This is a genomic window from Arthrobacter sp. UYNi723, assembly GCF_054057635.1.
Genome location: NZ_JBSRZM010000040.1, coordinates 1 through 22184 on the forward strand (window position 1 = coordinate 1; position 22184 = coordinate 22184).

Sequence of the window (22184 nt, forward strand, 5' to 3'; positions counted from 1 at the left end):
AATTCAACCAATTCAATACAATAAATTGGTATCAACAAACTTGGCACACTATTGAGTTCTCAAACAACAGACACACCCGGCACCACCACAACCAATCGGCCGTGGATCGCTCCGGAGCAACTTTTCAAACTTACCCGGTTTCCCGCCCCGATGCAAATCCATATTCCAGGACCCGCACCAGCAGAAAACACATCCCCACCAAACCGAGGCGCTCAAAAGAACAACCAACATTTGGTCTTGAATTAGGGGGTTTGGCCGCCCGCGGTAACCAGCTCTTCGCTGTTCCCCTCGCGGCGACTTAGAAAACAATACACCCACCCAACCCCCACCGCAAATCCACCCCCACACCAGGTCGAAACCCCGCCATTCCGGGCCCAAAGCCGGTATCGGCACCTAAAACCCTGCGCCGCCGTCGTACGTGAGTTCTGTGTGCTGCGGCACATTGGCCGACACCTCTAACGGATCTCGACAAGCTCGATCACCGGGGCCTCAAGCACCGGAGGCCTTAAACGCAGAAGGGCCGGCAACCAAACGGTTGCCGGCCCTTCTCAAGCAGCTGGAATCAGCGGTGCTGGATTACCAGGAAGACTTGGTGATGCCCGGGAGCTCACCGCGGTGAGCCATGTCGCGGAAGCGAACACGGGAGATACCGAACTTCTGGAAGGTACCGCGGGGACGGCCGTCGATGATGTCGCGGTTACGCAGACGGACGGGCGACGCGTTGCGGGGAAGCTTCTGCAGGCCGAGGCGTGCTGCTTCGCGAACTTCGTCGGTCGAGTTGGGGTCAACCAGAGCCTTCTTCAGTTCGAGGCGCTTTGCAGCGTAACGCTCAACGATGACTTTACGCTGTTCGTTCTTTGCGATCATTGACTTCTTAGCCATGTGTTTAGCGCTCCTCTCGGAATTCGACGTGCTGACGGATCTTGGGATCGTACTTCTTCAGAACCATGCGGTCCGGGTCGTTACGACGGTTCTTCCGCGTCACGTAGGTGTAACCCGTGCCCGCAGTCGACTTGAGCTTGATGATCGGACGTACGTCCTTGTCCTTAGCCATTAGAGCTTCACTCCCCGAGCAAGGATGGCGGCGACGACTACGTCGATGCCGCGTACGTCAATGGTCTTGATGCCCTTTGCAGAAAGCTGCAGCGTGACATTACGGCGCAGGGACGGAACCCAGTAGCGCTTCTTCTGGATGTTCGGATCGAACCGACGCTTGTTGCGACGGTGCGAGTGCGAAATGCTGTGCCCAAAGCCCGGCTCGGCTCCGGTCACTTGGCAGTGTGCTGCCATGACTTCTCCTCAAGAATTGAATGTAATGATCCGCATATCTGCTGCAGGATCATGCGGCTAAGTGCGACCCAAAGTGATCAGGGTGAACGGTTAGTCACGCAACTTGAGCCCCTAACTACCGGCTACCCTGGAGAAAATTACCGGGCCACCGGAGCAATTGCGCACGCTCCGCGCACTTAGCGCTCACCAAGTCTACGAGTTCACGCAATTAAAGACCAATCCGTGCTCGGACGGTGTATAAGAGGGCGCTGCTTCAGAGGCGGGTGAGCTGGGCGTACTTGGGCGCCAGTCCGTCGCCCGAGGACTTGCCGGTGACACGGCGGACAACCCACGGGCCGGCGAATTCGCGGACCCAGCGGGCGTTTGCGCGGAGGGCTTCGGCCCGGTTCAGCTCGGGCACCGGGGTCATGGGCGGGACTTCGATCGAGTGGTCGTGCTCCAGGACGGTAAGGACGCGTTTGGCCATGTTGGCGTGCCCGGCGGCGGACATGTGCATCCGGTCCTGGGCCCACATGCCCCAGTCGTAGTACTCGTTAAAGCGCCAGTAATCCACCAGCAACGCTCCATGGTCCCCGGCAATGCCGCGGACCAGTTCGTTGTAGATGGCGGTGCGGCCGCGCATAGTGCTGAAGACCTTCGAGCCGCGTGCGTCGAAGCCGCTGAACATCACCACTGTGGCGCCGGTGGCCGCCAGCTTGCGGATGCCGGCGTCGTACTCCGCCAGCAGATCGTCGATGTCGATCCTGGGCCGCAGAATGTCGTTGGCACCTGCGTAAATGGTCACCAGGGTGGGGTTAAGTTCGACGGCGGCGTCCACCTGTTCTGCCATGATCTGGCGGAGCTTCCTGCCGCGGATGGCCAGGTTGGCGTAGCCGAAGCCGGGATCCGCCGCGCCCAGCTGCTCCGCCACGCGATCCGCCCAGCCGCGGACGCCGTTGGGGCGGCTCGGGTCGTCATCCCCGACCCCTTCCGTGAAAGAGTCGCCGAGCGCTACATACCGGGTCGAAAAGTCCATGGCGTCAGTCTTTCATTTGTTGCCGGGAGCAACCAAGGCGGGCCTGTCCGGACGGTGTCCATCAGGGCGACGGCTTATGGCCGGCTTTCGGTCTCGCGCAGGATCCAGTGGTCATCGTCCAGCCGGGCAACGATCTTTTCGCCGATGCGGGCGAGGTCATTGACGTCGCGTTCCGTCAGCGCGTCCAGGAACTTGGTGCGCACCGCCTCCACGTGCCCCGGTGCGAGTGCCTCCAAAGTGGCCATCCCGACGTCGGACAGGTGTGCGGTGGTGACCCGTGCATCGCGGGGGTGCGGACGCCGCTCCAGCCATCCGCGCTTCTCCAGTTTGGCAACAACATGCGAGAGCCGGGACAGCGACGAACTCGTGCGGGCGGCCAGCTGGCTCATCGGCAGGAAGCGGCCCTCGGCCTCGGACAGCATGGCCATGACGTTGTAATCGAACAGGGACACCTTGCCGGCGGTGTGCAGCTGGTTGTCCAGGGCAGCCGGCAGCAGCGTGTTGATGCTCAGGAGTGCCAGCCAGGCACGGCGTTCGTCGGCGTTGAGCCAGCGCGGTTCGGTCATGCGTCCATTCTAGAAGCAGAGCGTGGTTGAGCGTTCAAGTGACGCACCAGTTCCCGTGGACCCATCCGGGTAGGCTGACTTTATGTTTGTTGTATCGCTGACCTACAAGGTGCCCGAAGACATCGTGGACTATCACCGCCCTGCGCATATGGCGTGGGTTAAGCAGGCGTTCGACGACGGCGTGTTCCTTGCGTCCGGACGCCTGGTTCCCGCGGTGGGCGGCGTGCTGTTGTCCAAGGCCGACCGAACCACACTGGATGCTGCGTTGGCCAAGGACCCTTTCTACAGCAACGGCGTGGCCGAGTTCGAAGTTATCGAATTCACCGCCACGACCGTGGCAGAGGGCTACGAAAACCTGCTGGACACCTAGGCCCCTGGCCCCTGCGCCAGCAGGCTCCGGGGAACTGCCCGGCATTCCCGGCAGTTCCCCGGAAGCACCTACTGCTCCAGAACCAGCAGCTGCGCCTTGTCCGGCTCCCAGGTCACGAACAACTCCGCGACTGGCGCGGGCCGACCCGTCGCATCTGAACTGAGTTCGCGCACCTGGAGCTCGTGGCCGCCAGCCGTCAGGCGGTGGCGCACCGTGGCGCCCAGGTTGGTCGAGGAGACCAGCGACGCCTTGCCGCAGTTGTCCGTGCTTGCCTCGGAGCTGAACTTGAGGTTTTCCGGACGGATGGACACGGCGTATTTCTCGCCGGTGACGCCGCGGTCGCGAACCCTGCCCAGGCCCAGGCCGCCGAGGCCAACCAGCGCCTCGCCGTCCCTGAGCTCCAGGACGGTGCAGGGGATGAGGTTTGTGTCGCCCAGGAAGCTGGCCACCCAGTCCGTGAGCGAGTGGTTGTAGACCTCTTCGGGCCGGCCCGACTGGACGATCCTGCCGTCCTTCATGACCACGATCCGGTCCGACATGGCCATGGCCTCGTCCTGGTCGTGCGTGACGAAAAGGACGGAGTTTCCTGCGGTCAAAATGAAGGGAACTGTCAGTCATCGCGGTGGTGCCTCTCAAGGCTGTGGCCCTCCCGGCGCACGCCAAAGGACGCCGTGTGCCGAAGGGGCAGGTTGGGGATTCCGCGTTCACGCTGGCATCCCGACGGCGGCGGTTCACGCCCCAAACGGTCCACGCAGCGCTGAGCGGACTAGAGCTGACGCGTTGAGTCGTCGTCAGTGCCGCAACAGGATCTGTGATGTTGCACACAAGTCAACGGCTGTTTACAAACCACTTGCTTTCGGGCTGTTCTTCAGCACCGCGTCCCGGTCCATCAGCTTCTTCAGCCCGCGCTTCCGCGGCACCTTGACGGGCTCCGGCCAGCGCGGCGCCAGCGCATCCCCCAGCGTGACGCCCCTGATTTTGCGGCCAAAAAGCGGCAGCACCCAGTCATTAACCCAACGACGCTGCCGTTGTTCCCACTCCCGGAGGCTGAGCCGCGCCGGCGGGTCCCAGTCCTTGAGCCGGATTTTGTGGGGCACCCCGAGCTGGTCCAGCACCTGCCCTGCGAGGTACTTGTGGCCCGCCTTGGACATGTGGAGGCGGTCCGAGTCCCACATCCGCCGGTCATGGAAGGCGTCCAGGCACCAGTAATCCACCAGGACCGTCTCGTATTTCGCAGAGATCTCGCGGACGCGCTGGTTGTAGACCGTGTTCCGCTTCTTCAGCAGCTCCAGAACGGCCGAGACTTTGACGTCGAAGCCGGTGAACAGGATCACCGTGGCCCCGGTCCCGGCGAGTCGCGCCACGAGGTCCTCGTACTCGTCCATCAGGGCAGCCATGTCCGTGCCGATGTCCAGGATGTCGTTTCCGCCGGCGTACAGCGTGATCAGCGTGGGCCTCATGGCCAGCGCCGGTTCCAGCTGGTCGGTGATGACGTGACGCAGGCGCTTGCTCCTGATGGCAAGGTTGGCATATTCCCACCCCGGCTCAGCCTTGGCCAGCTTCTCGGCCACCCGGTCAGCCCACCCCCGGACCCCGTTGGGCAGACGCTCATCCCGGTCCCCGACGCCTTCTGTAAACGAGTCCCCCAAAGCGACAAACACCCGCCGGCCCTCACGGTCCGAAAGTAAAGGATTAGAACCCATCCACTGAAAGTAACCGCCCAAAGAAACGCCAAGGTAAACGGACAGCAACAGGATGTGCAGAAGGGCTGAGACCTAGAGGCAGAGCGCGAGGGAGCGTTTGCAGTGCCGGGTGCTAGGCGTGTCCATCGAGCCGCCGCCACTGATCATCAGCCGCTGCCCAGCCTTTGTCACATTTTTGCGACCGATGGTCACGATCAGGTAACGTTGGCGGCTGGCCCTAATGCAGGGCCCCGGGCGCCCGATCACTGGACCCCCGCTGCGCCCCTTCGGCGCCTGCTAGCTCCGGCCCTACCAAGGGGCCCAAGGATGCTTTCCGCACTTTCATCGTCTCAAGTGCATCAGTAGTTTCTTCCAGTCCTAGCCCGGAGGTATCTTGTTCAAGAAAATAGCCATCATAACGACCATGGGTGCTTTGTCCCTGACAGGATGCGGCCTAGCCCCTACGACCGATGGGGCGTCTGCCCCATCCTCGGCTGGCCGCGCGTCCGCACCTGCCACTCCAGCCCCCACTGCCGCAGCCACGGCGTCTTCAGCCGCAGCGTCTCCGGCGCCCACGGCTTCGAGCAGCGGCCAGACCCCCGCTTTGGCGGGGGCAACCCCGGCGGCAGCCGTGGCCTCGGCGCCTGCGCCGGCCGCGGCCCCGGCCCCGGCCCCGGCGACGGTGGTGCCCCCAGCCAGCCAGAGTCTCGCGACGACGGGTGACGGTGCCCAGGCAGCTGCCGCCTTCGGTTGGGGCCCGGTCCTGACGGGCGACGAATTCTCCAACACCGGCGCACCGGACCGGACAAAATGGAGTGTCTATAACAGTGCAGGGCATGCAGGCAAAGGCCTGCGCAGTCCCCAGGCTTGGTCGGTTGCCAACGGCGTGGCCACCGTTAGCGGAGACGCAGCCGGCACCACGGGCGGCATGTCGGCAAAGTTCGCGGAACAAAGGTATGGCCGCTGGGAAACGCGCATGAAAACCAATTCACGGGACCCGAAATACCACCCGGTCCTGATCCTTAACAACAACGCTGCCCCGAACTGTGCCGAGATCGATTATGCCGAGGGCAGCTCAGTCACCTCCGTGATGAGGTTCTTCCTGCACTACGCCTGTGGTGGAGCGGATTTCCAGACCTCAGCGGCGACGCCCGTCGATGGCACACAGTGGCACAACTACGCGGTGGAGTGGACCCCGGCCGGCATCAGCGGATACGTCGACGGAGTAAAGACCTTCACTGACCCGAACCCGGCGCACCAGCCCTCTGTCGCCATGAAGCAGACATTGCAGCTGGATTGGTTCCCGGACGGCTCCGCCACCAAGCCCTCGCAGATGCAGGTCGATTGGGTCCGCGTCTACCGGTAAGACAGGCCCACCGGGACCTGGCGAGTTCCAGCGGTCGTGTAACACCCTGACTTTCGGGAGTGGCAACGACCGTGGTTCGTTAAGGTGATGATTCATCAAGATCCCGGTGGTAGGGGAAGGGCCAGAAGCGCTCGGCTAGACCTCGGCCTTACCCTGGCGCCAGTACCCCATGAAAGCAACCTGCTTCCGGTCGATCCCCACGTCCCGCACCAAGTACCGCCGCATGTCCTTGATGACGGCAGCCTCACCGGCGATCCAGGCGTAGAAAGGCATGGCGCCGGCAGGCATGTCGGGGTTCTTGGTGGCCTCGATTTCGGCTGTTTCCATCCGCGCGGGGGTCTCCCAGAGGATGTCCACGTTCACATCGACGTCTTCGGGCTCCGGGCCCGCGCCGGCGTCGGACGCTTTGATGCCCACCCAGCCGGGAACGGGAACTGCAGTGCGCACTGCCTGCTGCAGCAGCTCGCCGTGCGGGCGTGAGCGGCCAATGGCGGCGCCGCGGGCAAGCCAGGTGATGTCGATGTCGGCGACCGTCTTGAGGTCGAGGAAGTCGCCGGCTTCCGGTACTTCCAGGAGGGCGTGGCCGGTCATGTAGGACGGCAGGCTTTCGAGGATGGCGGAGATAGCGGGGATGGCGGTTTCGTCGCCGGCGAGCAGGACACGCTGGGCCATTCCGGGCCGCCACTCGATGCCACCGTAGACCTCGGCGGTGTAGCACTGGGCGGCTCGGCTGTTGGGGCCGATGATAGTGATGGCGTCGCCCGGCTGGGCGTTCTGGGCCCAGTTCGCGGCGGGACCGCCGTGGCCGTCGGCGTCGAAGTGCATCACAAAGTCAACGTCAATTTCGGGATAAACGGCATCGAGCCGGGACTGGCGGACCGTGTACGTGCGCATCGAGCCGCGGACTGCGGGGTCCATGGCCAGCCATTCCTGGTACCAGCCGGCCTGCGCCATTTCGAAGACCGGCAGCGGCAGCTTTGTGCCGTCGGACGCCAGGGAAGGGATCATCAGCTTGATCCGCAGGTCGAGGGTGTCGCCGTTAACGCCGAAGTCCCGCAGCGAGTAGCCGCCGAAGGTGATCCGGCGGAAGTTGGGGCTCAGCTCCTGCACCGAGGAAACGGTCACCTCGAAGGCCAGGGTCATGGGCTCGGTGGCGGCGATGTCGCGGGTCTTCATGAAACGAGCTCCAGTTCGGTTGCGGCGGCGTGGTGGCGGCCGATGGGGATGATCAGGGGTGTGCCCGAGACGGGATCGGGAATCACCCGGGACTCAAGGCCGAAAACGTCGCGGACCAGCTTTTCGGTGACAACAGTTATGGGGTCACCCAGGGCCACGATCTCGCCGCCCTTCATGGCGATGACATGGTCCGCGTAGCGTGCCGCCAGGTTCAGGTCGTGCAGGACGATGGCCACGGTGGTGCCGCGCTTGCGGTTCAGATCCGTGACCAGGTCCAGGACTTCCACCTGGTGCGCCAAGTCCAGGTATGTGGTGGGTTCGTCCAGCAGGAGCACGTCGGTTTCCTGGGCGAGCGCCATGGCGATCCAGACGCGCTGGCGCTGGCCGCCGGACAGTTCATCGACGTTCCGCTCAGCGAGTTCCAGCGTTTCCGTCGCTTCGAGCGCGCGCTGTACGGCGGCGTCGTCCTCGCTGCTCCAGCTGCGGAAGAAGCCCTGGTGCGGATACCGACCGCGGCCCACGAGGTCGCGGACAGCGATGCCGTCCGGCGCGGTGGGGTGCTGCGGGAGGAGGCCCAGGGTGCGCGCCAGTTCACGGGCCGGGCGGGCGTGGATGTCCTTGCCGTCCAGGGTCACCGTGCCGGAGGCGGGTTTGAGGAGGCGGGACAGGCCGCGAAGGAGCGTGGATTTACCGCAGGCGTTGGCGCCCACAATCATGGTCACCTTGCCCTCGGGGATATCCGCCGTGAGGCCGTCCACCACGCAGCGCTGGTCGTATTTGAGGGTGAGGTCCTTGGCGCTAAGAACGGCCATGTCAGGCATCCTTTCGGTTGGCCGTGACCAGAAGCCACAGCAGGAACGGGGCACCGAGCGCGCCGGTGATAACGCCGACGGGCAGCACGGTGCCGTCCAGCAGCAAGGGGGCGAGGTTGGCCGCGACGTAGTCGGCGGTGAGGACAATGAGCGCACCCACCAGGGCCGACGCCGGGAGGCTGGCCTTGCGGGTGAAGCGCCGGGCGATCGGGCCGGCCAGGAAGGCGACGAACGAGACCGGCCCGGCAGCCGCCGTCGCCACTGCGGCGAGTGCGACGGCGGTGACCACCACGGCGAGGCGGGTGAACCCGACGCGGATGCCCAGCCCGGCCGCGGCGTCGTCGCCGAGTTCCAGGATGCGCAGCGGCCCGGCAAGGGCGATGACGGCGGGGACCAGGACCAGCAGCGCCAAGGAGAGCATGCCCGCCCGGTCCCAGTTGGCGGAGTTGAGGGAGCCGTTGAGCCATACGAGTGCGTCAGCTGCCGTGCGGATGTCCGCACGGGTCATCATGAAGTTGACCACCGCGTGCAGTGCCGCGGCGATGCCCACACCGGCCAGAATCAGCCGGTTGCCCGCGGCGTTCCCCCGGTTGCCGCCGCCTGAGCCCAGTGACGGTCCGCGGGAGATGGCGTAGATCAGCGCTGCGATGCCCAGCGCGCCGCCAAGTGCCGCTCCGGACACGGCGGGACCGGTGGCGCCGAAGATCACGAGGGCGGTGACCGCGGCCGCGCTGGCTCCGTAGCTGATGCCGATCACGTCGGGGCTGGCCAGCGGGTTGCGGAGCATGGTCTGGAACAGGCCGCCGGAGAGGCCGAACGCGGCGCCGATCATCACGCCGAGGACGGCCCGGGGCAGCTTGTTCTCCATGACAATGAAGCTTGCGCCCGGGATTCTTTCGCCGCCGGTCAGGTGTCCTATGAGGATCTTGAAAAAGTCCGGGATGGTCACGGTGTAGCTGCCCAGAAGCACGTAGATGGCGAACATGACCACGACGCCGAGGGCCAGGGCGGCGGTCCGGTTCAGGATGGTCCGGCGCATCAGGGGTCCGCGAACGGGCAGATAATCCCCTGTTTTCGCGGTTTTGAGGGGGTTATCTGCCAGTTCGCGCCCTGCCAGTTCGCGTCCGGTGGAGGTGGTCACAGCCCGGCCCCCTTGCCGCGGCGGATGAGCCAGACGAAGACGGGCGCACCCACGAGTGCGGTCATGATGCCGGCCGGGACCTCGCCGGGAAGCAGCACAACGCGGCCGATGATGTCCGCGCCGAGCAAGAGTGCCGGAGCGAGGACCAGGGAGAAAGGCAGTATCCAGCGGTAGTCGGGGCCGGTGAGTGAGCGGACCGCGTGCGGAATGACCAGGCCAACAAAGCCGATGGGCCCTGCCAAGGCCGTCGCGGAGCCGCACAGCAGCACGATGCCCAGGGCGGTGACGACCCGGGTCAGGCCCACTCGCTGGCCCAGGCCGCGGGCGATGTCGTCACCCAACGCGAGGCTGTTGAGGATGCGGCCGGTGCCCAGAATTATGAGCACCCCGACGGCCAGGAACGGGAGGCCCGGGAGCACCACTGCCCAGTCGCGGCCGGAGATCCCGCCCACCTGCCAGAAACGGAAGCGGTCCAGGGTGTCCTGGCTGGAGACGAGAATGACACTCATCAGGGAATAGAGCCCGGCGCTGAGCGCGGCTCCGGCGAGGGCGAGCTTGACCGGCGTCGCACCGTCCCGGCCCATGGACGCGACGAGATAGACGACGACGGCGGCGGCTCCGGCGCCGATGAATGCGAACCAGATGTAGCCGCTCAGGGAGGTGACGCCGAAAAGGTAGATGCCGGTGACCACGGCCAGCGCGGCGCCGGCATTGACACCCATGATGCCTGGATCTGCCAGCGGATTGCGGGCAACGCCCTGCATGGCGGCGCCGGCCAGGCCCAGGGCACCGCCGGCAAGTATGCCGAGGACGGTGCGGGGGATGCGCGCGTGGACCACGGCGTGGTCCCCGTTGGCGGCGTCGAACTGGGTGAGCGCCTGCCACACAGTGGCCAGGGAAAGGCCCCGGGCGCCGATGGCCAGGGAAGCGGCGGCTAATAAAGAAAGTACGACGACGGCGGCCAGCAGCCAGGCAACCTGCCTGGTTCTGGCCTTCCCGCCGGCGCTAGCCAATCGACCGGCGCTAGCCAGTCGACCGGCGCGAACGGACACTTGGGGCCCTCGTTGCGACCCGATCGGGGTCCCAAGTGTCCGTTCGCGCTGTCCGGCGGGTGCCGTCGTCGTACTTTCCGTCATGGAGCGGTGCTTACTTCACTGCATCCGCGGCGGTGGCGAGCTGCGGGAGGAACGTGTCCAGCGCCCACGGCAGGCTCAGCGGCGAGGAGGCGGAGATTGCTAGGACGAGGCTCTTGTCCGCATCGGCAACGAACGCGCCGTTCTTGATGGCCGGAATCTGGCCCAGCAGGGGGTCGCTCTTGACGGCCGCAGCGGTCGCGGCATCCTCAACCGAACTCAGGAAGATATCGGCCTCAAGTTCGTTGGCCTTCTCGGCGGACCACGGCACGAAGAAGTCCTTGGAGCCGGCGGAAGCCTTCTCGGCTACCGGGGCCAGCTTCATCCCGATAGCTGAGAGGAACTTCGGACGGTTGTCATTGGCGGTGTAGAAGCCCGTGGCAGTGAGGTCCGAGGGATCGGTGTAACCGTAGACGAAGCTCTTGCCGGCGATCTGCGGGTACTTGGCAGCTTCCGTCTTGACGGTGGCCTCAGTATCGGCGATGAGCTTGGTAGCCTCAGCCTCCTTGCCCAGGGCCTTGCCGATGATGGAGGTGGAATCCTGCCATGACGTTCCGTAGGCAATCTCCGGGTGCGCCACCACGGGGGCGATCTCGCTGAGCTTCTTGTAGTCCTCTTCGGTAAGGCCGGAGTAGGCGGCCAGGATGACGTCCGGGGTGAGCTTGGCGATCTCGGTGAAGTTGATGCCATCAGCCTCCGAGAACTGGACCGGAGCCTTGTCGGAACCGAAGCCCGCGCCGAGTTCCTTCAGCGCCGCGTCCTTCCACGGCGTGGAGCCCTGCTCGTTGCCGCCCCATTCGTTCTTGGGGACGCCCACCGGAACAACGCCGAGGGCAAGGGCAACGTCGTCGTTGACCCACGAAACGGTGACTACGCGCTTGGGCTGTTCCTTGACGGTGGTTTCACCGAAGACGTGCTTGATGGTGACCGGGAACTGCGAGCTGCTGGAGCTGGACGTGCCGACGTCCGAGGTGGAGGACGCGGGTCCCGTGGAGCAGGCGGAGAGGGTCAGTGCCGCTGCGGCCAGGACGGCCGTTGCCTTGCCGGCTGATTTGAACAGCATGCGGCGGGTGGCACTCGGGCCGGAGAAGAGGGGGGAAGTCACGGAACTCCTTAGGTGAATGATGCGAACCTAAGTAAGGCTAGCCTACCCTCCTAAGCATTACGCAAGGTTTCCGTAACTTAATAGCTCTACGTGACGAAGCGCACAGCCCGCTGCCCGAACGCTCTCGCACCAGGTGCAAGAGCGTTCGTGAAAAACCGACAGGAAGTGAGAGAGGGTCGGGGTCAGCGGAGCACGATGTCCACGGGGTTCGCCTCGGACCGCCAGACGCCCTCGGACCCGGGCCTGGGCCGGATCACCGGAGCGGTGAGCACGCCGGAGCGGTTGGTGCGCTTGTCCCGCAGGATCTCCGTCACGGAGCCCAGGTGCCGGGACAGGTCGATCACGTTCTCCGGAGCGGCCAGCAGCAGCTGAAATCCGAACTCGTGCAGCGCCTTGATCCCGGCGCCGGCAAACTCCTCCGACGCCAGCACAAACGCCTCGTCCATCATCACGGTGCCGTACGTGGTGAAACCCTGCTCCGCGATGCCCAGCTGGTAGCTCAGCGCCGCGGCCATGATGAACGCCGTGAAACGCTGCCGCTCGCCGCCGGACATGGAGCCGGTGTCGGCGTGCATGTAGACGTCGGTCCGCTTGCCGCCGCCCTTCCTGCCCGACGCCGGCCCGGCCACGTCCCGGTGCTCCTTGCACTGGATGAACAGGTGCCCGCGGACATCCAGCACTTCGGCGCGCCAGCGCCGGTCTTCCGGGGTGGGCGAGCCGAGCCGCTTCACGAGCGTTTCGAGGGTCTTGTACCGGGCGGTGAGCTCGGCGTCGTCGCCTCCCCCGCTTTCCGGGCCGGATCCGGCGCGGGCGGGCCGAGTGTGCCGGGCCTTCAGCGCGTTCTGGATGGCGTCCTTGAACTGCTTGGCCGTGGCCGGCAGGGTCTGCTTGATGTCCAGTTCCAGGAAGCTGCCCTCATGGAAGTTGACCTCAGACAGGATGCCGTTGAGCGGCAGGATGCGGCTGGTGATGGACCGCCGCTCCTCGTCCAGCAGGTGCAGCAGCGTGCTGAACGATTCATGCGTGCGCTGGTTGAAGAACTGCCGGAACTCGGACTCCTGGGCGGGCAGGCCGTCGCTGATGATGGCGTGGTAGCGGCCTTCGAACTCCCCCGCGGCCCCGATGGAGGTGCCGTGGTCCGCGGAGATCGCGGAGCCCCACTCGCGCACAAATCCCTCGAAGATCCGGGTCAGCCGCTCGGACGTTGCCTGCCCGCGCGTCTCGGCGGCGTGCAGCTCCCCGAGCAGCGCCGTCCGGACGCGGTTGGCCAGGTTGTCCAGCTCATGCATCTCGCCGACGTCGCCGAAGTCGGTGAAGTACGGTTCCAGCGCGGTAACGGTGGCGGCCGACGGCGGCGCCTGCTCCAGGCGGGCACGCGCGGCTTCCAGCAGCGAATCGGCGGTGCTCAGCTGCCGGTCCAGAGCCTTGTATTCGCTCTGCAGGACGGCTGCGGCTTCGGTGCTGGCCTGGTGTTTCTGCCGCGCCGTTTCGATGTTGGCCCGCAGCGGTTCCAGGTCGGCCTGGGCCGCGAGGGCATCCTTGAGCCGCTGTTCAATCCGGGCGAGTTCAACGGCGGCGACGGCAGCTGACACCTGTTCCCAGGGCCGGTGGTCCTCCGCGATTCGGCGGAGGGCATCGAGCTGCCGGCTCATGCCCTGGTGCGACTCTTCACGGCTCTGCGCCAGCTCGGCGGCCTTGGCGAGTTCCTGCTGCAGGTCCTCCACCTGGGCGGCCACGAGTTCCAGCTTGGTGGCGTTGTCGAACCCGAGCACGTAGTCCTGGCGGCTGGTGAAACGGTCGTCCTTCTCTACCGTGTGCCGGTTGCGTTTGACCACACCGCCCAGGCTCAGGCCTTTGTCCAGTGAGGCCAGCTCGTTGGGGTCCTCGACGCACGGGTAGGCGAAATCGAGGGCGATCCGCTCCCGGATCCATTCCCCGGCGTCCGCCACCGCGCCGCTGGCGAGGATGTCCAGCTTGGTGAGCAGGTCGCCGTCGTGCGCGTCCTCCACAGCGAGGGCGCCGCCCGCAAGCGGCTTGGACACGTCCACCGCGCGCAGGGCGCCGCGTACCTTGTTGTCGTTCAGGTAGCGGGTCACCGCGGCAAAATGTTCGCCGGGGACCAGCAGCGTGGTGGCGAGGTTCCGGAGGGCACGCTCCGCGGCGGGCCGCCAGTGTTCCTCCCCCTCGGCGAGGTCCATCAGCTCGCCGCCGAACGGCATCCGGTCCTCAGGAACGCCGGTGGCCGCGGCGATGGCAGCACGGTTTTCAATGCTCGACGGCGGCAGCAGGGACTTGCGCGTCTTCAGGGACAGCAGCTCCTGCTGGGCCGCCGCCAGCTCACGCTTTTTGGTGGCGTGGCCGTCGAAGGCTTCGAAGCGGAGCTCCTGCAGGGCCTGGGAGTCATCCTTGAGCTCGGCCGACCTGGCGGCAGCCTGCTCGTGGGCCTGCTCCCAGCCCTCTGCGGTCCACTCAAGCTGCAGCCCGGCGTCGGACAGGGCCTTGCGGGCCGCTTCCTCCACCTGTTCGCGGAGCCGCAGACCCACCCTGGCGTTGTCCAGCGACTGCTCGATCGCGGAGATCGCGTTGCCGCCCTGGTTGTTGTAATCGGTCTCCAGCTGGCGCAGTTCCTTAGCCAGCCCGTCCCGGACCGAGCGTTCCGCGCCCAGCTCCTTGGCTTTCGCCTGGGCCAGCTCCTTGAACCGGGCCAGTGTTTTCTGGTGCACCGTGACGGCGAGCTGCTGTTTATAGGCTTCGAATTCCTCGCCGGACAGCTCACGGAGCCGGTTCGCGGCCAGCAGCGACTGCGCGTATTCCTTGTTCAGGCCGGGCACGGGGGCCAGCTGGTCCCGCTGCTGCCGCACGTCCTCCAGCCGCTGCCGGATGGACATGAGGTTGCTGAATTCCTCCACCACGTCATCGGCCGCGGCGAGGGTAGCGGGGGCGTCCAGGACCTGGTCGCGGAAGAAGGTATTGACGCTGCCGCCCAGGCCCTTGCCGGCCTGGATCACACGCAGCAGCGGCAATGCCTGGTCCGAACTGATGCCCAGGAGGCGGCGGAAACGCTCCGCGAAGGCCTTGTGGACATCGAAGATCTGGGCGTCCGGGAAGATCGTCTCCAGCGCAGCCTTGGTGAAGCGCTTGTCGGCGATGTCCTCGATGGCCGGCAGGTCCAGCGGCTTGCTGTCGATCAGGTAGAAACGCCCAACGCTGGAATCGGTGCCGTTTTTGGGCAGGTCAAACAAGGCGGACACCGTGATGCGCGTGCCCGCCGCGTTATCGAATGTCAGGGCGACGGCGGACCAGGTGGCACCGGGGCGCTGGAACGCGCTGGCCGAGCCTTCGCCCACCGCTTTGTCGCCCACCTTGCCGCGCATGTACGTGAAGGTGGTCCTCTTGTCCTCCACAGCACCGCCGGCACGCTGGGCCGCGGCCTCGTTGGAGCGCGGCCGGGCATCGAACACCCGCAGCATGGCATCAAACAGCGTGGACTTGCCCACGCCCGAGTTGCCCGTCAGCAGGGTTCCGTTCCGGTCCACGTGCATCGTGTGGGCCCCATGGAACGTGCCCCAGTTGACCACCTGCACCAAGGCAAGGCGCATCTGGCCGGGGTTCGTGAGCTCACCCATCGGCAGCATGGTTGCGATGCTCACTTGGCTTCCTCCGTTGTTGTGGCTGGGGACGCACCGCCGGCGTCGTCGTCCTCGGCGCCAGTCTCGTTGTCGAGCTCTATCAGCGCTTCTGTGCCTGTGGGGTCTGTGGTGGCTGCTACCAGGGCTTCGATTTGGGCGGGGATGTCGCCGATGTTTTCGAAGGGGAGGGCCAGCGGGAGGGCGTTGGAGATGGTGTAGACGTCGTCCAGGCCAGTAGTTAGGAGCAGTTGGCGGGCCAGGAGCTTGGTGATGGCGCGGGTGACCACGTCCGAATCCCGCAGCGCGTCCTGCTGTCCGGCGGGCTGGTAGTGGGCCACGAGGTCAGCGATTTCCTCCCGGGTGATGGTGGCATCGGTCTGGGCCGTGACGTGGCGGTCCAACAGCATCCGCAGGCGGAGCAGCACGATGGTCTCCACCCGGCTCAGCGCACGCTGTTGGCGTAGGATGCTCGACCGGCTGCTGCCGCCGATGGCCTCAGGATCCACCGGGCGCAGGACGGCGAACTTGCGCTCGTGGTCCAGCTGCAGGGTTAGGAACAGCTCGGACAGGCGGCTGCGCAGGATGGTTTGGTTGTCCAACAGCGTGGTCCACAATTTTTCGTCGCGTCCGCCGTCGACATACGGACCCTTGAGCAGCTTGACCAGCGCCTGGCGCACCTTCATGGAGAGCACGCCGGTATCGCCGGGAAACAGTGCGGCGCCGTCCACAAACGTGTCGCGGGGCGTGACTCCGCCGCTGCGCTGGACCACCGGAATTTCAGGCTCGCCCACCGCAGTTTCGGGGTCGACCGCCGGGGGCGCCGCCGTCGTAATTTCTTCAGTCATCGTCAATCCTTCTTGAGGGTGACCACCGGCAGGTACGCCGTGCGGGTGGTGCCGTCGATCTGTTCGTAGTCCAGGCCGTCCCAGGCATCGCGGTCAAAGGCCGCGCCATCCTGGAGGGCGTGCGAGAGGAGTGCGCGGATGGAGTTGATGTGCTGTTCCTCCGGCGGCAGCTGTCCCCAGGCCTCGGCCAGGGTGGACGCACCGGCCACGGCGGCCCGGATGGCGTCGGGACGTGCTTTGCCCGTCCTCGGCGAGCGCACGCGGTCGGAGTCGCTGAAGGCAATGGGATCCGCGAGCTTGGGCGGCACGGCGAACTCGTCCGGGTCGTAGAGCTTGACCATGGCCAGCGATTCGAACCCGGCGTTGAACAGCACCGGACCGCGGACCAGTCCCGGCCGTTCGCGTTCATACGGCAGGGACCTGATGGCCTGCTCGGCCTCGCGCAGCACCTTCCGGAGGCGGACGGACTGGCGGAAGTCGTCGCTCTGGACGTAGGTGTTCAGGCTTTCGCTGAGCTTGCCGTAAATCCGCTGGATCTGGCTGTGCTGGTGGCGGAGCTCGGCCACCAGGTTCTTGAGCGTCTCGCGGTCTTCCGGCGAAAGGTCGTCGGCGAACTGCCGGCTGAGGACCTCACCGATGGCCGACCGGAACCGGAGCTGCTGCTGCGGGTCTTCCAGGAATGCGGTGAAGGAGCGGAAGGTCCTGCCCTCGGGGCTCTGCCGCAGCCGCTTGTCCGCGTCGAGCACCTGCGCCATGGTGGCGCCTTTGCTCAGCGACTCCTCGATGATCTGGTTGCGCAGCTCGCCCACCAGTTCCTCGATGCGGTCGCGCATCTTTTTGTAGTCGGCGGGCAGGCCGGCAGCGAGGTCCAGGATGTTCCCGGCGGCTTCCACCGCTTCGTCGTCGTCCAGCAGGCCGTCAAAGTCGCCGGAGCTGATGTCCTCGATCAGCTGCTGCCGTTCGCCGATCTCGTCCTCAAGGGATTCCAGCCGGGCACTCTGGTCCGGATTGGTCTCGTTGGCCAGCTTCTCCACATCGCCCAGGAGCGTGCCCAGCCGGGAACCGTTCAGCGTGGACCGCTCGCTGGAGAGGCTGTCCAGGAATGCAAGCACGCGGGCGGCCGGCTCGGTGACCTCGTAAACGATCTGCCCCGACTGGTTGCGGCGGGTCAGGAAATGCTTGCGTGTCCACTCGTCCGCATAGTTCCTGCCGGACGACGTGCCGATGGCGGCACCACCCGGCCCGGGCTCCTGGCGCCGGAGCTGCTCAAGGAAGGAGTCGACGTCGGCGTGGAACTCCTCGAGCGGAAGCTGCGGACGGGTGCGGGTAAAGGATGCCTGCAGCACCGCGATCACCCAGGGCGCCGAGCGCGTCAGGGCCCAGGCGGGTCCCTTTGTGAGGAGTTCGAGGTCCCGGAGCCGGGCACTGATCGCGTCAGCGGATGACCTGGCGGAGCGGGGCACGCACTCTCCTTCAGCTGCTGGGGGATGGTTGGGCAGCGCGGATCGCGAAAACTGCCAACTACAAGGTTAACGCAGGCCCCGCGACCGAATAATCGTTGTACCTTGCTGGCCGCGGGAGCACACTGTTTAGATCACCTGAGAGGAGTTTGTCATGCGTGAAAAAGCTGCACTGATCACCGGCCTGGCGGCTGCGGCAGTCATTCTGGGTGGCGCGACAGTGGCGGTCGCTGCGAGCACGCGGACCAGCGGAGATCAGCCCTTGAGCAAGATCGGGGTCAACGTCGACCGGTCAGTGCCGGTGTCCACCGTCCCGGGGACCGAATGGGACGACGATTCCAATCTGGCACCACTTAACACTGCGGACCGGGACCAGGCCGCGAACGCCGCATTGGCCAGGGTGGGCCAGGGCAGTGTCATCGAGGTGGAACGGGAAAATGACGGGAACGTCGCGTACGAGGTTGAAGTCAGGCTGGACAACGGTTCCCAGGTTGAAGTGGGGCTCGGCGCCGACTTCGCGGTCCTGAACCAGGCCGCCCCGGAGTTCGACGACGACTGAAGGCAAGCACGGACAGTGACTTCCGCGACCGCTCCGTGACCTACGTCCCGGTAGCATTGCGATCCCGCATCAACCCGCCGTGACGGCGGGGCAGGTCTGGCTGGGACGCCTAAGCACCCCCTACGCTCATGCTACTGATCTCAACCGAAGCAACGGCGCAGCAGGGGGAACAATGCAGTTCGACTTAAGTGCAGTGGAGACGGCCACCATGGTGTTCATCGGAACCCTGGTGTTTGCCCTGGTCCTAGTGGCCTTCGTCCTGACAGCGGGCTTCCTGGCCCTGGTCATGGTTGGCGTGGGCAAGCTCGCCTGGTTCCTCGCCTCCACGACGCTGCTGACGGTGGTCCACGGGATCAACAGCGGCTGGGACAGGCTGGTCCACCACGCCTCCACCGGATCCCCGGGGGACTTCCAGGGCCAGCCATCCCCTAGCACTGGAAGCTACCCGCGGGTAATGTTGAGAGACAGCTGAAGGGTTCTCCAACCCGGCGGATCCATGGCTTGAACCGGCCATCCCGGTCAGAGGAGATACCCCATGAGCTTCGCCACTGACAGTCCCGCCACGAACCCACCTGCCACCGAAGTTCCTGCCACGGATGCCCCTGACGCCGAAGTCCCCGTCGCCTCGGCCAATATCGGGCCCGAAGCCACCGCGGCGGACGCCCGGGCACTTGCTGAAGCCTCCCGCGAGCTCGACTGGGACCGGCCCAGCTTCGCCAAAGGACTCTATCTGGGGAATTTCGACCTCAGCCTCATCCACCCCTGGCCGAAAGCGAACGCCGATGACGTGGAACGCGGTGAGGCCTTCATGGAGCGCCTCACCGAGTACGCCCGCACCATGTCCGGCCGCGTGATCGAACGCGACGCCAGGATCCCGGACGAGCACCTCCAGGGCCTGGCAGGCCTGGGCGTCTTTGGCATGAAGATCCCGCAGGAGTACGGCGGACTCGGCTTGTCCCTGGTCTACTACGGCCGGGCCTTGGCGCTGCTCGGCAGTGTCCACCCCAGCATTGGCGCCCTGATCTCCGCGCACCAGTCCATCGGCGTCCCCGAGCCCGTGAAGGTCTTTGGCACGCCGGACCAGAGGCGCGAGTACCTGCCGCGCTGCGCCGCCGGCGCCATCACGGCTTTCCTCCTGACGGAACCGGACGTGGGCAGCGATCCCGCCCGGATGGGAAGCACCGCCGTTCCCACGGACGACGGCGGGAGTTACGTCCTGGACGGCGTGAAACTTTGGACCACCAACGGCGTGATTGCCGAGCTGGTGGTGGTGATGGCCGTGGTGCCGGCCCACACCGATGCGGAAGGCACCGAACATAAGGGCGGCATCAGCGCCTTTGTGGTGGAAATGGACTCCCCCGGCATCACCGTGGAGAACCGCAACACGTTTATGGGGCTGCGTGGGATCGAAAACGGCGTCACCCGCTTCCACCAGGTGCGGGTGCCCGCGGCAAACAGGCTGGGCCGCGAGGGCCAGGGCCTGAAGATCGCCCTCACCACGCTGAACACAGGCAGGCTTTCCCTGCCGGCGCTGTGCGTCGCGTCCGGCCGCTGGAGCCTGAAGATCGCCCGGGAATGGTCCAACGCCCGCACCCAGTGGGGCCAGCCGGTGGGCAAACACGAGGCTGTGGGCAAGAAGATCGCCTTCATCGCCGCATCCGCCTTCGCCCTGGACGCCGTCTTCGAACTGTCCGCGGAACTCGCCGACGCCGGGCAGAAGGACGTGCGGATCGAGGCTGCCTTGGCCAAGCTGTGGTGCTCCGAGATCAGCTACCGGATCGCCGACGAGCTGGTCCAGATCCGCGGCGGCCGTGGCTTCGAGACGGCGGAGTCCCTGGAAGCCCGGGGCGAACGCGCGGTTCCGGCCGAGCAGCAGCTGCGCGACCTCCGGATCAACCGGATCTTCGAGGGCTCCTCCGAGATCATGAAACTCCTCATCGCCCGGGAAGCCGTGGACGCCCACCTTGCCGCCGTCGGGGACCTTGCGTCCGTGGACGCGAGCCTCCAGGACAAGGCGAGGGCCGCCGTCGGGGCTTCAGGTTTTTATGCCCGCTGGCTGCCCAAACTGGTGGCCGGCGCCGGAATGGATCCCCGGTCGTACAGTGACTTCGGCAGGCTGGCCAAGCAGCTGCGCTTCGTGGAGCGGTCCTCGCGCCGGCTGGCCCGCCAGACGTTCTACGGCATGGGCCGCTGGCAGGCGAAGCTGGAGTATAAGCAGGCCTTCCTGGGCCGGGTGGTGGACATCGGCGCCGAGCTGTTCGCCATGGCCGCCTGCTGTTCCCGGGCCGAAATGATCCTTCGCACCACGCCGGAACATGCCGCCAGTGCCTACGAACTGGCAGAGGCATACTGCGAGCAGGCCCGCGTCCGTATAGACGAGTACTTTGACCAGCTGTGGCGCAATACGGACGACGGCGACCACATCCTTTCGCGCAAGGTCCTGGCCGGGGATTACACCTGGCTTGAGGCGGGCGTCCTGGATCCGTCGGAGGGCACCGGCCCGTGGATCGCCGATGCCACGCCGGGGGCCTCCACCAAGGAAAACCTGCACCGGAAGTACCGCTAGCTACTACTAAGCATCCTTGTTATCGCTGGTCAGCAGTGGTTGAGTTGACCCATGAGCAGCCAACCGGACCCAGAGGACAGATTTCCGCCGACGACGCGGAACGAGAATCTACGGAATGAAACTGCGCGTGACCAAACCTTCGCCAGTGGCGAGCCCACGCGCGCCTTCGACCAGGCACCGGCGCCCTATGCCGAGCAGGACTATGACCCGGCAGCCCAAGCGCCGGTGACCGACGCTTCGGTGCTGGATCCACGCCTGACGGATCCGCGCCTGACCGACCAGCAGACGGCCGTGGCCAGGGAGAAGGACCAGTTCGGCGGCATCAAGGTAGGTTCGGCCTTTTTCGGCTGGCTCGCTGCCACCGGCATGGCCGTCCTGCTCACAGCGTTTGTGGCCGCAGCCGGAACCGCCGTGGGGCTGGCAAACAACACCGACGTGAACGAGGCCGTTAACCAGGTGACGACGAACGGCGCCGTCGGGCTGGTGGGCATCATCGTCCTGCTGGTGATCCTGTTCATCTCCTACTACTCAGGAGGCTATGTTGCCGGCCGGATGGCACGGTTCAACGGCGCCAGGCAGGGCTTTATGGTGTGGATCTGGGCGCTCATAGCCGCGGTGGTTATCGCGATCCTGGGCCTCGTCGCCGGGCAGCAGTTCAACGTCCTGGCCAGCCTGAACAGCTTCCCCCGCATCCCCATCAATGAAGGCGAACTGACCCTCACCAGCATCATTGCCGCCGTCGTGGTGGCCCTGGTCGCGCTGGGCGGTGCCGTGCTCGGCGGCCTGGCGGGCATGCACTTCCACCGCAAGGTGGACCGCGCCGGCTTCACGCCGGACGAAACGTACAGCGGGGCCTAGGCGAGCATCACGGCGTCGACGTAGTACCAGCGGCGGTTCTCGCGGACAAAACGGCTGGTTTCGTGGTGGACTCCGCGTTCGCCGTCGTGCCGGAAGTGGGCCTTGAACTCCACGGTCCCCTCAGTATCCAATGGGCCGCCGCGGCTCGTGGACAGAATGTCCAGGCGGCGCCACTCCATGGCCGGGTCCAGGTCCAGATCCGAAGGCGCGGTATCCGGGTGCCAGGTTTTCCGGAGGTATTCGGCCTCCAGCAGGACAAACGCGCTGTAGCGGGAGCGCATCAGCTGCTCCGCCGTGGCGGCTTCGGCCCCGCCATTATGGAACCGTCCGCAGCAATCCGCGTAGGCCTGGCCGGACAGGCAAACGCACGGGCCGGCGTTGATCGGATTCTCGGGCATGGTGCTCCTGTCGCGGTTGTCCGGACCGCTTTCCGGCGGCCTCGTGGGTCCCTTCCGACTATAGGCCGCAGCCGGTGTGGTCATATCCGGTAACAGCTTCGAAACAACCTCGGACGAACCCCGCCCGGGAGCGGCAGGACCGAAAAATAGTCCGTAAGGTGGAGGAGGGCTGTTGCCCGTGGTGATGAGTGCCGGGACGGACTCCGCCGCCGG

The 22184-nt window shown here is 65.8% G+C and carries 23 protein-coding genes; 7 read left to right on the forward strand and 16 right to left on the reverse strand.

Annotated elements, in window-relative coordinates:
- On the forward strand, positions 1-302 hold a 302-nt coding region (locus ACVWY0_RS20630), incomplete at its 5' end, for a hypothetical protein (RefSeq protein WP_485838348.1).
- A 274-nt stretch (positions 303-576) separates the two neighbouring features.
- Here the strand turns inward: ACVWY0_RS20630 and rpsN are convergent.
- The 5 genes from rpsN to ACVWY0_RS20655 form a co-directional block, all read right to left on the reverse strand.
- Positions 577-882 (reverse strand): 30S ribosomal protein S14, encoded by a 306-nt coding sequence (gene rpsN, locus ACVWY0_RS20635; protein ID WP_026266887.1) that lies wholly within the window; start codon positions 880-882, stop codon positions 577-579.
- Between the two features lie 4 nt (positions 883-886).
- On the reverse strand, positions 887-1054 hold the full coding sequence (gene rpmG / locus ACVWY0_RS20640) for a 50S ribosomal protein L33 (RefSeq protein ID WP_013602737.1): 168 nt from the start codon (positions 1052-1054) through the stop codon (positions 887-889).
- Positions 1054-1290: a 50S ribosomal protein L28 gene (gene rpmB / locus ACVWY0_RS20645; protein ID WP_056342125.1), complete on the reverse strand. Its 237-nt coding sequence runs from the start codon at positions 1288-1290 to the stop codon at positions 1054-1056. The genes rpmG and rpmB overlap by 1 nt, the downstream gene beginning before the upstream one ends.
- A gap of 253 nt (positions 1291-1543) precedes the next feature.
- On the reverse strand, positions 1544-2305 hold the full coding sequence (locus ACVWY0_RS20650; protein WP_485838349.1) for an SGNH/GDSL hydrolase family protein: 762 nt from the start codon (positions 2303-2305) through the stop codon (positions 1544-1546).
- A 74-nt stretch (positions 2306-2379) separates the two neighbouring features.
- Entirely contained in the window at positions 2380-2871 is a 492-nt protein-coding gene (locus ACVWY0_RS20655; protein WP_056342119.1) for a MarR family winged helix-turn-helix transcriptional regulator, read from the reverse strand.
- 82 nt (positions 2872-2953) lie between these two features.
- Here ACVWY0_RS20655 and ACVWY0_RS20660 point away from each other — a divergent pair, with 82 nt between their 5' ends.
- Positions 2954-3241 carry a YciI family protein gene (locus ACVWY0_RS20660; protein ID WP_252599571.1) on the forward strand — a complete coding sequence of 96 codons (288 nt, stop codon included), beginning with the start codon at positions 2954-2956 and terminating at the stop codon, positions 3239-3241.
- A gap of 68 nt (positions 3242-3309) precedes the next feature.
- On the opposite strand, the gene ACVWY0_RS20665 is transcribed toward ACVWY0_RS20660, so the two are convergent.
- Positions 3310-3837: a TOBE domain-containing protein gene (locus tag ACVWY0_RS20665; protein ID WP_485838350.1), complete on the reverse strand. Its 528-nt coding sequence runs from the start codon at positions 3835-3837 to the stop codon at positions 3310-3312.
- Positions 3838-4080: 243 nt separating this feature from the next.
- Positions 4081-4944 (reverse strand): SGNH/GDSL hydrolase family protein, encoded by an 864-nt coding sequence (locus tag ACVWY0_RS20670; protein WP_485838351.1) that lies wholly within the window; start codon positions 4942-4944, stop codon positions 4081-4083.
- 583 nt (positions 4945-5527) lie between these two features.
- Here ACVWY0_RS20670 and ACVWY0_RS20675 point away from each other — a divergent pair.
- On the forward strand, positions 5528-6289 hold the full coding sequence (locus tag ACVWY0_RS20675; RefSeq protein ID WP_485838352.1) for a glycoside hydrolase family 16 protein: 762 nt from the start codon (positions 5528-5530) through the stop codon (positions 6287-6289).
- Between the two features lie 135 nt (positions 6290-6424).
- Here the strand turns inward: ACVWY0_RS20675 and ACVWY0_RS20680 are convergent, their stop codons facing one another.
- From ACVWY0_RS20680 to ACVWY0_RS20715, 8 genes are all read right to left on the reverse strand, one after another.
- Positions 6425-7465 (reverse strand): siderophore-interacting protein, encoded by a 1041-nt coding sequence (locus tag ACVWY0_RS20680; protein WP_485838353.1) that lies wholly within the window; start codon positions 7463-7465, stop codon positions 6425-6427.
- Positions 7462-8277 carry an ABC transporter ATP-binding protein gene (locus tag ACVWY0_RS20685; RefSeq protein ID WP_485838354.1) on the reverse strand — a complete coding sequence of 272 codons (816 nt, stop codon included), beginning with the start codon at positions 8275-8277 and terminating at the stop codon, positions 7462-7464. Before ACVWY0_RS20685 ends, ACVWY0_RS20680 begins: the two co-directional genes overlap by 4 nt.
- Position 8278: 1 nt before the next feature.
- On the reverse strand, positions 8279-9316 hold the full coding sequence (locus tag ACVWY0_RS20690) for a FecCD family ABC transporter permease (protein WP_485838371.1): 1038 nt from the start codon (positions 9314-9316) through the stop codon (positions 8279-8281).
- A 98-nt stretch (positions 9317-9414) separates the two neighbouring features.
- A complete protein-coding gene (locus ACVWY0_RS20695) occupies positions 9415-10554 on the reverse strand; it encodes a FecCD family ABC transporter permease (protein ID WP_485838355.1) in 1140 nt (379 codons plus the stop codon).
- 10 nt (positions 10555-10564) lie between these two features.
- Positions 10565-11656: an iron-siderophore ABC transporter substrate-binding protein gene (locus tag ACVWY0_RS20700; RefSeq protein ID WP_485838356.1), complete on the reverse strand. Its 1092-nt coding sequence runs from the start codon at positions 11654-11656 to the stop codon at positions 10565-10567.
- 182 nt (positions 11657-11838) lie between these two features.
- Positions 11839-15306 (reverse strand): ATP-binding protein, encoded by a 3468-nt coding sequence (locus ACVWY0_RS20705; RefSeq protein WP_485838357.1) that lies wholly within the window; start codon positions 15304-15306, stop codon positions 11839-11841.
- Entirely contained in the window at positions 15303-16130 is an 828-nt protein-coding gene (locus ACVWY0_RS20710; RefSeq protein WP_485838358.1) for a DUF4194 domain-containing protein, read from the reverse strand. The genes ACVWY0_RS20705 and ACVWY0_RS20710 overlap by 4 nt, the downstream gene beginning before the upstream one ends.
- Positions 16131-16132: 2 nt before the next feature.
- Positions 16133-17593 (reverse strand): DUF3375 family protein, encoded by a 1461-nt coding sequence (locus ACVWY0_RS20715; protein WP_485838359.1) that lies wholly within the window; start codon positions 17591-17593, stop codon positions 16133-16135.
- 151 nt (positions 17594-17744) lie between these two features.
- Here ACVWY0_RS20715 and ACVWY0_RS20720 point away from each other — a divergent pair, with 151 nt between their 5' ends.
- The 4 genes from ACVWY0_RS20720 (at position 17745) to ACVWY0_RS20735 (ending at position 21573) form a co-directional block, all read left to right on the forward strand.
- Positions 17745-18149 (forward strand): PepSY domain-containing protein, encoded by a 405-nt coding sequence (locus ACVWY0_RS20720; protein WP_485838360.1) that lies wholly within the window; start codon positions 17745-17747, stop codon positions 18147-18149.
- Between the two features lie 172 nt (positions 18150-18321).
- Positions 18322-18621, forward strand: coding sequence for a hypothetical protein (locus tag ACVWY0_RS20725; protein ID WP_485838361.1), 300 nt, complete (start codon positions 18322-18324; stop codon positions 18619-18621).
- Positions 18622-18684: 63 nt separating this feature from the next.
- The gene (locus ACVWY0_RS20730; protein WP_485838362.1) at positions 18685-20715 is read left to right on the forward strand and encodes an acyl-CoA dehydrogenase family protein; all 2031 of its coding nucleotides are present in this window, start codon (positions 18685-18687) and stop codon (positions 20713-20715) included.
- A 51-nt stretch (positions 20716-20766) separates the two neighbouring features.
- Entirely contained in the window at positions 20767-21573 is an 807-nt protein-coding gene (locus tag ACVWY0_RS20735; RefSeq protein ID WP_485838363.1) for a TIGR04086 family membrane protein, read from the forward strand.
- Here ACVWY0_RS20735 and ACVWY0_RS20740 read toward each other — a convergent pair.
- Positions 21570-21971, reverse strand: coding sequence for a YchJ family protein (locus ACVWY0_RS20740; protein WP_485838364.1), 402 nt, complete (start codon positions 21969-21971; stop codon positions 21570-21572). The two genes, ACVWY0_RS20735 and ACVWY0_RS20740, sit on opposite strands and share 4 nt — an antisense overlap.
- Between the last annotated feature and the right edge of the window lie 213 nt (positions 21972-22184).